This window comes from Candidatus Acidulodesulfobacterium sp. H_13 (assembly GCF_048541835.1).
In the GTDB taxonomy this organism is placed as follows: Bacteria; SZUA-79; SZUA-79; order Acidulodesulfobacterales; family Acidulodesulfobacteraceae; genus QIJE01.
Genome location: NZ_JBLEOY010000003.1, coordinates 107,889 through 122,022 on the forward strand (window position 1 = coordinate 107,889; position 14,134 = coordinate 122,022).

At 38.6% G+C, this 14,134-nt stretch carries 15 protein-coding genes; 14 read left to right on the forward strand and 1 reads right to left on the reverse strand.

Annotation, left to right across the window (positions count from 1 at the left end):
- Positions 1 to 2: 2 nt before the first annotated feature.
- The 4 genes from ACMCNP_RS07925 (at position 3) to ACMCNP_RS07940 (ending at position 3,628) form a co-directional block, all read left to right on the forward strand.
- On the forward strand, positions 3 to 1,046 hold the full coding sequence (locus ACMCNP_RS07925) for a CoB--CoM heterodisulfide reductase iron-sulfur subunit A family protein (RefSeq protein WP_419316130.1): 1,044 nt from the start codon (positions 3 to 5) through the stop codon (positions 1,044 to 1,046).
- 12 nt (positions 1,047 to 1,058) lie between these two features.
- Positions 1,059 to 1,826, forward strand: coding sequence for a hypothetical protein (locus tag ACMCNP_RS07930; protein ID WP_419316131.1), 768 nt, complete (start codon positions 1,059 to 1,061; stop codon positions 1,824 to 1,826).
- 71 nt (positions 1,827 to 1,897) lie between these two features.
- Positions 1,898 to 2,656: a 4Fe-4S dicluster domain-containing protein gene (locus ACMCNP_RS07935; protein WP_419316133.1), complete on the forward strand. Its 759-nt coding sequence runs from the start codon at positions 1,898 to 1,900 to the stop codon at positions 2,654 to 2,656.
- A gap of 48 nt (positions 2,657 to 2,704) precedes the next feature.
- Entirely contained in the window at positions 2,705 to 3,628 is a 924-nt protein-coding gene (locus tag ACMCNP_RS07940) for a CoB--CoM heterodisulfide reductase iron-sulfur subunit B family protein (RefSeq protein ID WP_419316135.1), read from the forward strand.
- Between the two features lie 65 nt (positions 3,629 to 3,693).
- On the opposite strand, the gene ACMCNP_RS07945 is transcribed toward ACMCNP_RS07940, so the two are convergent.
- Positions 3,694 to 5,241, reverse strand: coding sequence for an ArnT family glycosyltransferase (locus ACMCNP_RS07945; RefSeq protein ID WP_419316137.1), 1,548 nt, complete (start codon positions 5,239 to 5,241; stop codon positions 3,694 to 3,696).
- Positions 5,242 to 5,497: 256 nt separating this feature from the next.
- Between ACMCNP_RS07945 and pilM the strand changes: the two genes are divergently transcribed.
- From pilM to ACMCNP_RS07995, 10 genes are all read left to right on the forward strand, one after another.
- Positions 5,498 to 6,559, forward strand: coding sequence for a type IV pilus assembly protein PilM (gene pilM / locus ACMCNP_RS07950; RefSeq protein ID WP_419316139.1), 1,062 nt, complete (start codon positions 5,498 to 5,500; stop codon positions 6,557 to 6,559).
- A 4-nt stretch (positions 6,560 to 6,563) separates the two neighbouring features.
- Entirely contained in the window at positions 6,564 to 7,142 is a 579-nt protein-coding gene (locus tag ACMCNP_RS07955; RefSeq protein ID WP_419316141.1) for a PilN domain-containing protein, read from the forward strand.
- Positions 7,143 to 7,152: 10 nt separating this feature from the next.
- A complete protein-coding gene (locus ACMCNP_RS07960; RefSeq protein WP_419316143.1) occupies positions 7,153 to 7,770 on the forward strand; it encodes a type IV pilus inner membrane component PilO in 618 nt (205 codons plus the stop codon).
- On the forward strand, positions 7,770 to 8,198 hold the full coding sequence (locus tag ACMCNP_RS07965) for a pilus assembly protein PilP (RefSeq protein ID WP_419316145.1): 429 nt from the start codon (positions 7,770 to 7,772) through the stop codon (positions 8,196 to 8,198). Before ACMCNP_RS07960 ends, ACMCNP_RS07965 begins: the two co-directional genes overlap by 1 nt.
- A 29-nt stretch (positions 8,199 to 8,227) precedes the next feature.
- The gene (gene pilQ / locus ACMCNP_RS07970) at positions 8,228 to 9,628 is read left to right on the forward strand and encodes a type IV pilus secretin PilQ (RefSeq protein WP_419316147.1); all 1,401 of its coding nucleotides are present in this window, start codon (positions 8,228 to 8,230) and stop codon (positions 9,626 to 9,628) included.
- A gap of 48 nt (positions 9,629 to 9,676) precedes the next feature.
- Complete coding sequence (gene folE2, locus ACMCNP_RS07975) at positions 9,677 to 10,483, forward strand: GTP cyclohydrolase FolE2 (RefSeq protein WP_419316149.1); 807 nt, start codon at positions 9,677 to 9,679, stop codon at positions 10,481 to 10,483.
- 10 nt (positions 10,484 to 10,493) lie between these two features.
- Positions 10,494 to 11,720: a chorismate synthase gene (aroC, locus tag ACMCNP_RS07980; protein ID WP_419316151.1), complete on the forward strand. Its 1,227-nt coding sequence runs from the start codon at positions 10,494 to 10,496 to the stop codon at positions 11,718 to 11,720.
- Positions 11,721 to 11,733: 13 nt separating this feature from the next.
- A complete protein-coding gene (locus ACMCNP_RS07985; protein ID WP_419316153.1) occupies positions 11,734 to 12,336 on the forward strand; it encodes a shikimate kinase in 603 nt (200 codons plus the stop codon).
- Between the two features lie 178 nt (positions 12,337 to 12,514).
- Positions 12,515 to 13,597, forward strand: coding sequence for a flagellin N-terminal helical domain-containing protein (locus tag ACMCNP_RS07990; protein ID WP_419316155.1), 1,083 nt, complete (start codon positions 12,515 to 12,517; stop codon positions 13,595 to 13,597).
- 85 nt (positions 13,598 to 13,682) lie between these two features.
- Positions 13,683 to 14,123: a flagellar protein FlaG gene (locus ACMCNP_RS07995; protein WP_419316157.1), complete on the forward strand. Its 441-nt coding sequence runs from the start codon at positions 13,683 to 13,685 to the stop codon at positions 14,121 to 14,123.
- Positions 14,124 to 14,134: the final 11 nt, after the last annotated feature.

The following is a 14,134-nucleotide window of genomic DNA, read 5'->3' on the forward strand; positions in this document are numbered from 1 at the left end:
ATATGGCTGAAAATATTTTAGTGGTGGGCGGAGGGCCGGCGGGGTTGCATTCGGCGGTTACGCTTGCAAATATCGGTGTAAACGTCAGTTTGGTTGAAAGAGATTCGTTTTTGGGCGGAAACCCTAAAAAATTTAAGTATAAATTTTTATTTCCCGACATGCAGCCGGCGGATGATGTTATCGGCGAACTAATCAAAAGGGCAGAGGAGAACGACGGTATAAAAGTATATTATTCTTCGAATGTTTCTAATTTTAAAGAAAACGAAAAGAAGTTTAATGTAACGATAAAATCGCCGGATGCAAGTGAGACTAAAACCTTTGATTCGGTTATCATTGCTACCGGTTTCGAACATTTTGATCCGGCGAGAGACGCAAAATATTCCTATCAATTATTTGATGACGTGATAGATATTAAGGATTTGGAAAGAATGATGGGTGAGAATAATTTTGTCAGACCGTCAAACGGGCAGCCTCCGAAGAATGTCGCGTTTATATTATGCGTAGGTTCAAGAGACAGGCATGTTGGGAATCAATATTGTTCGCGTGTATGTTGTACCGTTTCGGTCAAGCAGGCTATTGAATTAAGGGAGCGTTTTCCAGATTGTGACGCTTATATATTTTATATGGACATTAGGACTTACGGATTTTTCGAGGATTTATACTGGAAGGCTATGGAAGAACATGATGTCCAGATAGTTAAGGGAAGAATTGCAGAGATTACGTCCGGTCCGAATAATACTGTTATATGCAAAGGCGAAGATACGCTTTTAAGGGGACCGTTCGAAATTCCTTTTGACATGGTAGTTTTAGCCTCGGGCATGGAAGGCGGACCGCAGTCTTCTGAAATGGTTGATAAAATAGGATTAGAGCTTAATGAGCACGGTTTTTTAAAGCCGCAAAACGTAACATTGGCACCCTTTAAATCTAATAAAGAGGGTGTATTTTTGGCGGGTGCATGCACCGGACCCAAGGCTATTTCCGATTCAATCGTTGAAGGCGGCGCTGCCGCAATGGATGCCTATATATATGCAGTTAAAAACAAATAATGTATAATTTTTATGCCGTATATTTTAAAAAATAATAAGATAGACAAAAGATATGAGGAAAAGTTTTTTGAAATCATAAGAGATAATTTACCGGACGATAAAATACGGTTATTTAATAATCTTTTGAGTAGAAAGACGGAAATTGTCAGAGAGTTTTTATCGGATGTTCAAAATGAAAAGTTGGGTAAAAGCGAATTTGATAAGATATTGTCGTTAATTTTTTCCGTGAGAAGACATAGGGAAAAAATCATAGACACGGTTGACGTCGGCAGTCTTAGCAAGGGGTTTATCTGTTTAAGCGATTTTAAAAAATCTACGGAAATTAGATTAGGTAGGTTTTTAGAGTCGTTTATCTACGAAAACATTATCGTTAAAAGAGATATAGCCATGGAGGTCTTGCATTTTTATGAACCCGATAAAAACGTTTTATGGACATCGTGGGTTTATAGGCAGGATAACGGGACCGGATGCCTGCCTTATATGGCTGATTTTTTAAAGAGGACGTGGGACGGAAACCCTTATATTATGCCGTTCAGCATCATGGAAATGAGAGACGAAGTGGATTATTTATACGAGTTATCCAACAAGAATGGCTTTGCCGTAGAACCGCCTTACGGAGTCGATATTCTTTTAAGCTACATGTATTCGGATTATGTTTATAAAATGGTGTATGCCGAATCCAAGTCTTTATCTATCGGCGTGCCTGAGGGTTTTACTTTAATGAAAAAGCTGCTGGGGGTCGAAAAATTGGAACTATTTGAAACCGAAGCCGTCGGTTAGCAGAGCAGCGCATATATGACGGATATTTAAATTATAAATTAAGGATTTATCGGGTTATTAATGGGGGGCTTATGGCTTTGAAAGAGCAGGAAAAAAGACCGGTTGCGGCAAAAGGTGAACATATCATAGCGAGACATCTGATTGAAGATGATTACATTAAAGAAGAAAAGAATTTGGTTATTGACGGGGTTGATGTTTCGGGTAGGTGGAATACGTTTATTTTTTCGAGGGTTAATTCCAAGTTTGACAGGTCGTTTTTTAGCGAGATTAAGAAAACCGTTGTCGGTTCAAGAATAAATCGATGCTGGCAGTGCGGGATGTGTACGGCAAGCTGTACGGTCACTCCTTTATATCGAAGATTTAATCCGAGAGCGTTTATTTATATGATGCAGCTGGGCAACATGAAAGAGTTAAAAAAGTATGTGGATGTAGCATGGCGGTGTGTCGGATGCTATAAATGCTCGCAGAGATGTCCCAAGCAGGTCAATCCGGCTGAGATGATGGAAGCCCTTGCGCTTGTAATGAAAAAGTATTTTCCCAAGGAGGTCGAAAGCAAGCTGAAAGTTGATGAGGATGTTAAAAAGATATATGAAGACATGATATTGGGAAACGGGAGATTGGATCTGGCAAAACTTCATATCTCGTCAATGCGCAAAATGGGGAGAACCAAGGAGCTTGTAGACAGGATAGAGGGGGGAGCCGTTTTGAAAATGGTGAAAGACGGAAGGGCTTTTTCCTTATTGCAACTCGGTAAGCCTCATGGCTGGAAAAAATCAAGGCAGGCTATAGAAGGCTATTTGAAGGAAGTAGATACTATTGAAAAAAATTAAACATGGTAAAACTATAGAATAATAAAGAACTAATCAACGGGGGTCTTAATGGATATGTTAAAGGAAAATCAGGCGGCATACTATCCCGGATGCGCCTTGCTTACGATAGATAGGGCATATAACAGTAGTGCCAAGCTTGTATCTAAGAAGATGGGCGTAGAGCTCGTAGAATTACCGGATTATAATTGCTGCGGGATCGGCGAAATGAAATCGAAGGGTGCGGTTTCTATATATCTGTCTCTAAGAAACATGATGCTTGCAAAATCCAAACTGGGTTCAAAAGATTTGGTTATGGCTTGCTCCGTGTGCTATCACGAGATTAGTAGGTCTATTGCAAGAGTGAGAGAAAACAAAAATGAGTTGGAAGCGGTTAATTCAATATTCAATGAAGCCGGAGAAACGAAAGACGAGTTTGTGCCGGACGGCAAAGTAAGGCATCTTCTGGAATTTTTATATAATGAAAAGGGAACGGAAGAGGCAAAGAAAAATACTGTAAAACCACTGAAGGGTTTGAAGGTTGCGCCGTATTACGGGTGTCTTTACTCCAGGCCGTCTATGTACACTTTTACGGATAAAGACCCTAAAATGGATAATTCGGAAAGGCCGAGGTTTATGCATGATTTTCTTGAGGTCATAGGTGCAGAGACTGTTTCCTATGGTAATGAGGTTCAGTGTTGCGGTGGCAGAAACGTGGTTCAAGATGAAGAAACATCATTTGCGTTGTGTTCGCAAACTCTTTCTAAGGCAAAAAAAGCCGGCGCAGACGTTATAGTGACCATATGCCCGAAATGTGCTGGAGCCTTAGACGTAAACCAACCTAAAATAGTCGAAAAATTCGGAAAAGATTCAGAGCTTCCGGTTGTTTATCTTACGCAGTTAATGGCTTTAGCTTTCGGGTTTTCCGATAAAGAAGCCGAAATTAAGGATATGATTTCCGGACCCATAAAGATACTCCGGGAAAAAGATTTTTAAAAAACCCAAACGGAAAGGGCGCCGTTAACGTAAAACCGGTATTTATCGGGACGGATATCCGGCGCTTAGAATTCCATTGAAGAGAATTTTCCGAATATATATTTATCTTTATATAAGAAATCTTTTAATATATAGACTTTGATAGTTCTTATATTTTTGTTGTTTTTGTTTCTTATATCCAATTTTTCTATAAGAGAGCAATTCTTAAAATTAAGGCATAATTTTTTCTCTATATGTTTGCCATACTTTGTATCTATTACGTAAAGAAAGTTTCTTCCTTTTTTGTCTTTAAAATTATTCCAGAATGAATATTCATTGTCTCTTATAAAATAATTAAACGAATATGTCTGCGGTCTTCCCTTGACGTAATACGCAAGTTCGCTTGCTATCTGGAATCTTCTTCCGGCTATAAGCAGGTCGTCTTTTTTGTGCATCGTAAGGATTTTGTCTATTTCCCTACCCGTTTTTTTCCATCCCAGTATATTTCTTACGGGGCTTTTATTGACTTTAATGTTAATGAGAGGATAATAGGGTTCCATAAAAATAATCACGGAAAATGTAAGCCCGGTTAAAAACGAAACCGCGTAAAAATAAACCATAATCTTTTTCATTTTATCCGATTTTATATGATAATATAACCTGACGGTCATTAAAAAAGACAGCAGAAAAGCCGGAAAATATAGAAATACCGGCCAGTTAGGTTGAACCGTCGTTTTTGTGCATTGATATACAAAATATAAAAGGGGAACGAGAGAAGCGGTAGAGAGCGCGATATATACGTCGTTTCTTTCCTTTAATCCAAAATATATACCCAAAAAAATTGAAACCAAGATAATAATAAAGATGAACGGCGAGATTATACCCGCCTGTGAACCGAACAACAGCAAAAGATTCGATAAAAAAACGCTAAAATTTTGATAACCCCCGGATAATGTCAAAATATGTCTTAAGGACACAAAATCGTTAAAATAATTCCATATTATTACAGGGGCGAATAAAATTACGGATATCAAAAATGCCAAATACGGTTCCTTTTTCAAGAAATGTCCGCGGTATTTTTTACTTAAAATGAGAAAAATAAATATTATCAAGTAAATAAAAACAGCCGTATATTTACTTAGAAGAGCCAATCCGGTGAAAATTCCTATGAAATACCAGTAATAGTCCTTACCTGTTAGGATCAGATATAGCAATAACAGTATTGTCAGTGAAAAAAACAGCATTTGCAGGTTGCCGTAAACAATTAAGATAGAGCCGACATTAAAAATAGGGATGGCATTCAAGAGAACTGCCCACAACAATGAAGGCAGAGTCTTGCCGGTTATTTTTTTTAATGCGATAAATACAAAAACGGAAAGCAATAATGAGATTACCGGTGCCGCCAATCTCACAAAAAACGGTGAATTAAACTTGCCGAAAAACGTTGTTAGCGCTATCGTATAAGCAACCATCGGAGACATATCGTAGTATGACAGCGATAGATGTCTCGACCACTGCCAGTAATAAGTTTCTTCCGGAATAAGATCAACCTTTGTGGTTAGTATGAGTCTGATTATAAAAAGAATTATCAGTGCGGCGATAAGAGAATATGAAATTTTTTTGTTTTTATTCATAGTTTGTTATATTTTTTAAAAACATTATACGATTTTTAAGATTATAATTAAACCAATTATTTTTAGTTTAACGATTTTTATAAAAAATAATAAAAAAACTTGACAATAAGGATAATTACAGGTATCTTAATTATATCAACCGATTATATCAGTGTATTTTAACAAATGTTTGAATAAAAGATGATGTATTTTAGCTCGTTGCTTTAGCGTTTGAATTGAATAAACTTTATATACATTTAATGCCGGCGGGGTTGATATGGCTTTTAAATTGGGTCTCGGTTCAAAAATAGGCGTGGGAATAGATATCGGTTCAAGTTCCGTTAAGGTGCTTGAAATATCTAAATCCGGTCATAAATATTATGCCGAGAGTCTTGACATCATTGACTTACCTATCGGCGCGGTTAATGCCGGTATCGTGAACGACAAGGCCTCCGTTGCTTCCTACATAAAAACTTCCCTTTCCAAACTCGGTATTAAAGAAAAAAAGGTTGTAATTGGAATACCGTGCAAGCATGTTATAATAAAAACGATAGAAATGCCCAAAATGAAAGCGAGAGAGATTGATTCCTCTATTTACTATGAAGCTCAAAGATTTATCACTTATGACATCAAAGAAGTTTTTTTCGATTACGTAATACTCGGAGATTCCCCCAACGACCCAAATAATAATTTGATAATGATAATAGCTGGAAAAAAGGATATTATCGAAAATCAGATAGATTTTATTCATGAATGCGGATTAAATCCTCATATCGTGGATGTTGACTGCATAGCGGTAGAAAACATGTTTAACTTCAATTATCCGGAGGAATTCGACGAACTGGTATCCATTGTAAAAATAGGAGCTTCAGAAACGAATGTCCATATCGTTCAAAAAGGATTAAACTTATTTAGAAGGGATATACCCATCGGCGGCTCTAATATTACGGAAGAAATAGCGAAGAAATTTCAGATAGACGTGAACGCCGCTGAAAATATGAAGACGGGAAATATCGACAACATGAATCCGGATTTTCAGGCTAATTACTCAATTTATCTAAATATGATACTATCGAGAATTACTACGGAAATTCAGAGAACTATAGACTATTTTGCCGCAAATAATGATAAACAGTATCCCAAGAGAATTTATCTTGCCGGCGGTTCCGGCAGATTAGCCGGTATTTTAGAAGATATAGAAAATAAGGTTAACATAGCGTCTGTCGTCATTAATCCCTTTAGAAATTTGCTTTTTAAAGGGAATGCTATGGACGATAACAGTCATTTTTTTGGCGTGGCAGTAGGATTGGCATTAAGGGGCGTAAAAGGGGGAGCATGATAAATTGATCAAAATTAATTTAAATAAAAAATCTAAGAAGATAAAGGTTAAAATAAAAATGGGCGGTTTGCCGATTTATTTTATAGTTCCGGTTGTTATTGCCGCCGCAGCGATATTTTTTTTGCAGTCTTCAGTCGAGTCGAGAATCAGCGGCGTAAACAAAAGCATAAAGATTTATAACGGCAGGGTAGCGATGCTGATGCCGAAAGTTCGGGCGGTAAACACAATAAGAAAGAGAGAATCGGAAATTTTTCAAAAGATTAATATCATAAAGGCTTTAAAAAAAGAGCAGATGGGTCCCATAGGTTATGTTTATTACATTACGAGTGCGATTCCAAAATTTTCATGGATTAATTCCTTAAAATCGACTAACGGCAATATGCGCATAAGCGGAATAGCGTTAGACGGTCAGGTAGTATCGATATTTATGAAAAATTTAGAAAATACCGGATTTTTCGATAATATAAATTTAGTTCAGACCTCTGAAGTTAAAAAACAGGGGTTAAAGCTTCAAAATTTTAGTCTAAGGTTGTCCGTAAAGGGTATTAAGGTTTTATCAGGGCGGACAACGATAAATCGTTGAGGCGGTGAAAATGGCTTTTAAAAAACTTCAATTTAAAATGGATTTTAGAAATCCGGCGGTTTTTTTGGCGGCAATAAGCGTGGTTTTGTTTATCGTAATAATAGGAATTTATTATTATTCCGTTTATTCCGGACTACAGACCAAACTATCGCAACGAGAAACAATTTTGACGGGTGTAACGACAAGATATAAATCTTATATAAAGCTGGTCAAAAGCTATCCCGTTTTGTTAAAACGAGATAAAAAGTTAAAGGAAGAATTTGCCTCTCTGCTTTTAGAATTACCGTCAAAAAAAAATATACCTCAGTTTTTAATGGAGATTTCGAACTATGAAAAGGTTCTTTCGCTTAATCTGAAAATGTTCAAACCGGAAAAGCCGGTTGCCAAGGGGTTTTATGAAGAGGTACCGTTTTCAATGAGTATTAGTGGAAATTTTCATAATGTTTATAAGTTTTTCTATAAGCTTGCAAGTATGAAAAGGATAGTCGATGTTCACGATGTCTCCATGTCAAGGACGTCTAAGGGGCATAAAATTTCGGTTAGATTCAAGGGGACGGCTTTTTCTTTTATAGGGGTTTCTTCGGTCAAGCATACGGGACGGGCAAAAAAATACAGGAGGCGCGATTAATGAAAATTATTTCGCTTTTGGCATTCACGATTATATTAACGACTTACTGCTTCTTGCGTTCGCCGATAAAATCTTTTGCAAGATCTCAGTCGCAAATGGTTTATCCTTATGTTTTAAGCGGAAATCCTTTTCAGACGTTTTTATATACGAGAAAGCATATTACTTCGTTTAAAGTAGGGGAATTGCCGCTTCTTCAGTACAGTTTGTCCTCTTTAAAAATAGTGGGGATTATAGAAAGGAAGGGAAAATATTTCGCAATGGTCAAGACACCGGGCAGCAGGTCATATATCATTACCGTAGGTTCGATTGTTGGAGTGGATAGGGCAAGGGTGATGTCAATAAACGGCAATGGGGTAAAGTTAGTCGAGAGGACATATAATGCTATCGGGCAGATGCGGAGCGAAGGCGTTGTTATGAATATAAAATAATAATTAAAGATAAAATAAAAGAGGAAACAATGATGGAAAAACGAGAGTCTGAATTCATAACATATTTACTGCCGGTTATTATATTTTTTCTGTCTCCGTTTTTTATTTCCGTTCCAATTACGTATGCGGGGATGCTTTCCGGTAATGCCCGGTTTGTTCATGCAGGCAACGGACAAACGCAAACTATACACAAAACGGTTAAGAAACTTTTTGTAGATCCGACGGATATGAAGGTCAGTTTTGATTTTCAGAATGCAAGTGTAACTGATGTAATAAGGATGATAGCAAAAATTTCCAATATGAACGTTTTGATTGGCTCTAACGTTAAAGGTACCGTTACGATGAAAATGACCAATATCCCTCTTAAAGATATCTTGTCTGTCGTTATGGAGGCATACGGTCTGGGTATGGTTAAAAAGGACGGAATATATTATATAAATTCATCCGAAACGATAGCTTCGGTTGTTTCCGCGGAAAAAAAGGCAAGGGCAATTTCGGAACGTAAGATAACAAAAATAATACCGGTAAACTATGTGAGCATAACGGGACTTATGCCAAAAGTTAAGACGGTGCTAAGTCCGGAGGGCAAGGTTATGTACGATAAATCCTTACATGCCTTGCTTATACGCGATATTCCCTCCGGTGTAGCGAGGGCGGAAAAGTTAGTAAGTATGTTGGATAAAAGAACCCCCGAGGTAGAGATTATAGCAAAAATGGTAGAGGTTAATAAAAACTATTCGGAGCAATTAGGAATAAATTGGAGCGGAAGTTATCTGGGCAGTGCTCCGACTTCTTCCAACGCCGCAGTAACGCCTAATTATTTTGGGGGAGAAACGACAGGCTCTCCGTCAGGTCCAGGACTAAGCCCCACTCTTACAACTCAAGCCAGTCCGGGGACGTTTTCCATGGGGATATTGAATCAATATGCCAGTATAAATGTAACGTTGCATGCTCTTGAAAGCTTATCTAAAGCAAAGTCTATTGCTTCGCCGAAGATAGTAGTCCTTAATAATCAGACGGCGACTATCGAAAAAGGACAGACATTATATCTGCCGGGTGTTGCCGGCGTCGGCGCGACTGCGGCCCCGCAGGCAATTACCGCGCAAATTGCACTTAAAATAACACCACATATTATGTCTAACGGTAATGTTAAACTCGTTATAAGTTCCACCAATAATACGATTGCTCCACCTATTTCCGGTGCGCAGGCGACGTTAGACACCGAAAGTGCAAATTCTACCGTTATAATCAAGAGCGGGCAAACCGTGGTAATCGGCGGCGTCTATCAGCTAAGCAAGACCGTTTCCAATAACGGAATTCCCGGACTTATGGATATTCCGTTACTCGGCTGGATTTTTAAGTCCAGAAACATCAGTTATTCGAAGGATGAACTTTTGATATTCATTACGCCTAGAATTATTAAGGGTTGATCATTTCTTGACGTTGCTTAAGCGTGTGTTTTTTGTTAAAATACAGCAATGTTTATTGATGTCCAAAATTCAAAGGATAAAAGAGGAATAGCTATAGATAAAGTCGGGATAAAAAATCTTCATTATCCTATTTCTGTCCTTGATAAAAAAAAATATCTTCAGCATACCATAGCTAATATCAATATGTACGTCGATCTTCCCCATTATTTTAAGGGGACGCATATGAGCCGTTTTCTTGAGGTTTTAAATGAATATAGGGGAGAGATAAGCATTATCAAGTTTCCCGATATTTTAAGGAAAATCAAGAGGGTTCTAAATGCCGGTTCGGCATCTGTAGAAATAGAATTTCCTTATTTTATAGAAAAAACCGCCCCGGTCAGTAAGAAAAAAAGCCTGATGGAGTATATTTGTCGTTATAATGGCACTATTGAGAGTAAAAAATCGGACTATGAGAACGCAGAAAAAGGCAATGAGGATGAGAGCGTCATTATTATCGGGATTAAAGTGCCGGTAAATACGCTATGCCCTTGTTCTAAGGGGATATCAAAATATGGCGCACATAATCAAAGGGGAGTAGTCTCGGTTTCACTTGAATTTTCTAAATTGATCTGGTTTGAGGATATAATAGCCGATATAGAATCGTGCGCTAGCGCTCCGATATACTCACTTTTAAAGAGAGCGGATGAACGGTTCGTAACGGAACGTGCTTATGAAAATCCTATGTTTGTCGAGGATGTGGTAAGGTGCGCGGCGGATATCCTTAAAAAAAACAAAAGCATAAAATGGTTCAGGGTTGAGGCCGAAAACTTTGAAAGCATTCATAATCATAATGCCTATGCTATGATTGAGGGGTAATGGAGAATATATGCTAAGATTTTTGACGGCGGGCGAATCTCACGGAAAGGGACTCATAACTATAATGGATAATTTTCCGGCAGGGGTCAAGATTGACGAGAATTTTATAAACGAAAAGCTGAGGCTGAGACAGTCTGGTTACGGAAGGGGCGCAAGGCAAAAAATAGAGACGGATAAGATCGAGTTTTTATCCGGAGTCAGGGGTGGATATACGACCGGCTCTCCTATTTCGTTTTTTATAAAAAACAAGGATTACGAAAACTGGCGGGGCAGAATGGACGTATATAAACCTATTCCCGGAGAAAATAAGATACATATTCCGAGGCCGGGACATGCCGATTTTGCCGGCTCGTTAAAATACGGTCTTGACGATATAAGAAATGTCTTAGAACGTTCTAGTGCAAGGGAGACCGCATCAAGAGTGGCGGTAGGGGCAATATGTCAAATATTGTTGAGGGACTTCGACATAGAGTTTTCTTCGGCGGTACTTGATATAGGCGAGGTTAATGTAAAAAACCACATATCTTATAATGGAGAAGAGCACATTGATACCGAAATCAATCTTTTTGATGGTGATATCGTTGAAAACGTTAGAAAATCCGAACTAAGAATGCCTTATCCCGAATCGGAAAGCAGGGTAAAGGCTGCGATAGACAAAATGAAGGCGGAAGGGAATACGGTGGGGGGATTGATAGCCGCTCAGGCAGTAGGCGTTCCGGTAGGGCTCGGGAGTTTTACGCAGTGGGACGAGAAATTAGATGCCCATATTGCTATGTCTTTGATGAGTATTCAGGCTATTAAAAGCGTCGAAATAGGGTCAGGGGTGAGGTCGGCTTTCATAAAGGGCTCAAAGTATCAGGATTCTATTTACTACGACGATGTTAAAAAAGTTTATTACAGAAAGACAGATAATGCAGGGGGCATAGAGGGCGGAATGTCCAACGGAGGGGTTATAAGCGTCAGGTGTGCGATGAAGCCGATTCCTACGCTCATGAAGCCGTATTTAGATACTACGGATTTAAGAACGGGCGAGGCTAAAAAGGCGTTTCGTGAGCGTTCCGATGTTTGCGCCGTTCCGGCCGCCTCAATAGTCGCGGAAGCCGCATTATCTTTTTCTATTTGCCTGTTCTTTTTAAAAAAGTTCGGAGGAGACGGTCTTGAGGAGATTAGGCGCAATTATGAAGGATGGACTAAAAGTATAGATGATTTTGTAAACAAATGCGAAAAAATAAATTAAATAAAATTTTAAAATGGAAACAAATATTATTTTAATAGGATTTATGGGAGCGGGAAAGACCGAGGTCGGTAGGCTTTTGGCGAAAAACTCCGGATTAAACTTTATAGATACGGATTTTCTGATAGAAAGTTGTGAGGGTATCGACATAAGCGAAATATTCGCACAAAAGGGAGAGGATTATTTCAGGGACATAGAGGGTAAAATATTAAGAGATATAAGAGAAGACAAAGACGATATTTTGAATGTTGTTACGAGATATATCGATACCACATCGGATTCGGAAGGCTTAATAATAAGCGGGCGGAATAAACCGTGGATAATTTCCACGGGCGGAGGAATGCCTGTGTTTAACGATAACATGAAAATACTTGAGAATATAGGGTTTATAATATATCTCAAGGCGGACAGCAAAGCGATTTACGGCAGGGTACAGAGTGAAAGACATAGACCCGTTTTGGGGAAGGACGGTTTTAGCGAAAAAGAGATTGAGGATAAACTCGGTGAAAGAGAAAAATTTTACGGGAAAGCGAATATGACAATCTATACGGAAGGGTTAACCCTGTCGGGCGTCTCGGGTGAAATAGAGATTTTTTTATGGAACAAAATAAAAAATTAAAGTTTAATTAAAAATTTGACGATACTTTAATGAAAGAGAAGGTTAGTTGTCGTTGCATTAGTCTGAAAAAATAGGTCAAAAAGGAGGTGAATAGAAAATATAAAGCAAGGGCACTAATTTTTACAAATTAATAATTTTGGCACGGATGCCGAAATAATTTATCACGGAGGATAAAAAAATGTATAGCGGTTTATTTATCAATTCAAATCAGTCCGCAATCGTTGCGGAAAACAATCTTCAAAATACTTCTAATTCTTTATCAACCTCGTTAGACAGGTTGTCCAGCGGTTTAAGAATCACCGGGGCATATGTCGATCCTGCAGGTTATCAAATTGCCCAAGGGTTAAATTCTTCAAGCCTCGGTATCAGTCAGGCAACCAGAAACTCTAACAATGCCAATTCATTGGTTTCTATTGCTTCCGGCGGTCTTTCCACTATTCAGGGAATGCTCGGAACCATGCAGACGTTGGCGACGGAGGCGGCAAACGGAACGGAAAGCAGTCAGGATTTAAAGGCTCTTACTAGTGAATATTATCAGTTGGCTTCGGAAATAACACAGATTTCCCAGTCCAATCAGTTTAACGGATTGCATCTTTTAAATGCCAACGGCGGCAATCCATATATAAACGTGCCGAGCGGCACAGGTTCTATTCCGTACAATACGGCTGCAAGTGCTTTTAGTTTTCAAATAGGCTATAACGCGGCTACTGCTACTAATCAAATAGCGGTAACCATCAGCGGGGCGCAGTCTTCTCAGTTGGGAGAAGATGCAGGGACGATATATCTTACGGGTTCGGCAACAACTGCCTATACCGCTACCGAATTCATTTCTTTAACAGGAATTAATTATTATTCCGCAACGGCTTCCGGAGGAGTTACGACTATCAACTTGGCAACGGATGGGATAACCAGTGCCTCGGCCAGTTCATCGTTTGCTACTGTTTATTCTCCGGTTAATAACGTCGACCTGTCGAGTAATTCCGATGCCTTAACGGCACTCAGCGCAGTTCAGGCCGCAAATGTTCAGGTTGCAGGAATGAGTGGTCAGCTCGGTTCGTATCAAAACAGAGTAACTCAGATATTGGGCAATTTACAGACCGAAGGACAAAATACTAAGGCTGCTTATTCTCAAATTATGGATGTTAATTTTGCTTCGGAGATGGCTCATTACACATTGTTGTCGACCTTAGCTCAATCCGGGGAAGCCATGCTTGCCCAGGCGAACATGATCCCTCAAGGGCTTTTAACGTTACTTAAATAAAGCAGGCAAGAGATATAGAATAAGGGGGTATATATGTTTCATTATATACCCTCCTTATTCTATATCATTAATTAAGGCTAATATTATGAACGGAATAGAGGGCGTTATCAGTAATGTTTATGCTATGTTGAATTTTAAGGACATAAACAGTGGCAGAACAGGTAATCGCAAGACGAACGGTAATAACAATTTTTCGTTTTCAGGTAATGTTACGCCGGGCAGCGATAAAAATAATAAATTCAAACCCGATTCTAATTTCGATTTAACTAAACCTGCCAAGAGCAAAAATAACGGCAATCAAAAAAAAGCGATTATTCAAATGTTGCATAGGATACGAAAGGAATTAAATCCTCCGCCTATGCTCCCGACCGCTTATATATTAAATTGGGATGAGAAAGAAAAAGCAGTCGTTATCGATATAGTGGATAATAGAACCGGCAGGATTATAGGCACGGTTCCGCCTTCGCAGGTACTTAAATATTTAAAAGATTATCATAGAGGAATGTTTTATAACGATAAGTCTTAAAATATGGTTGA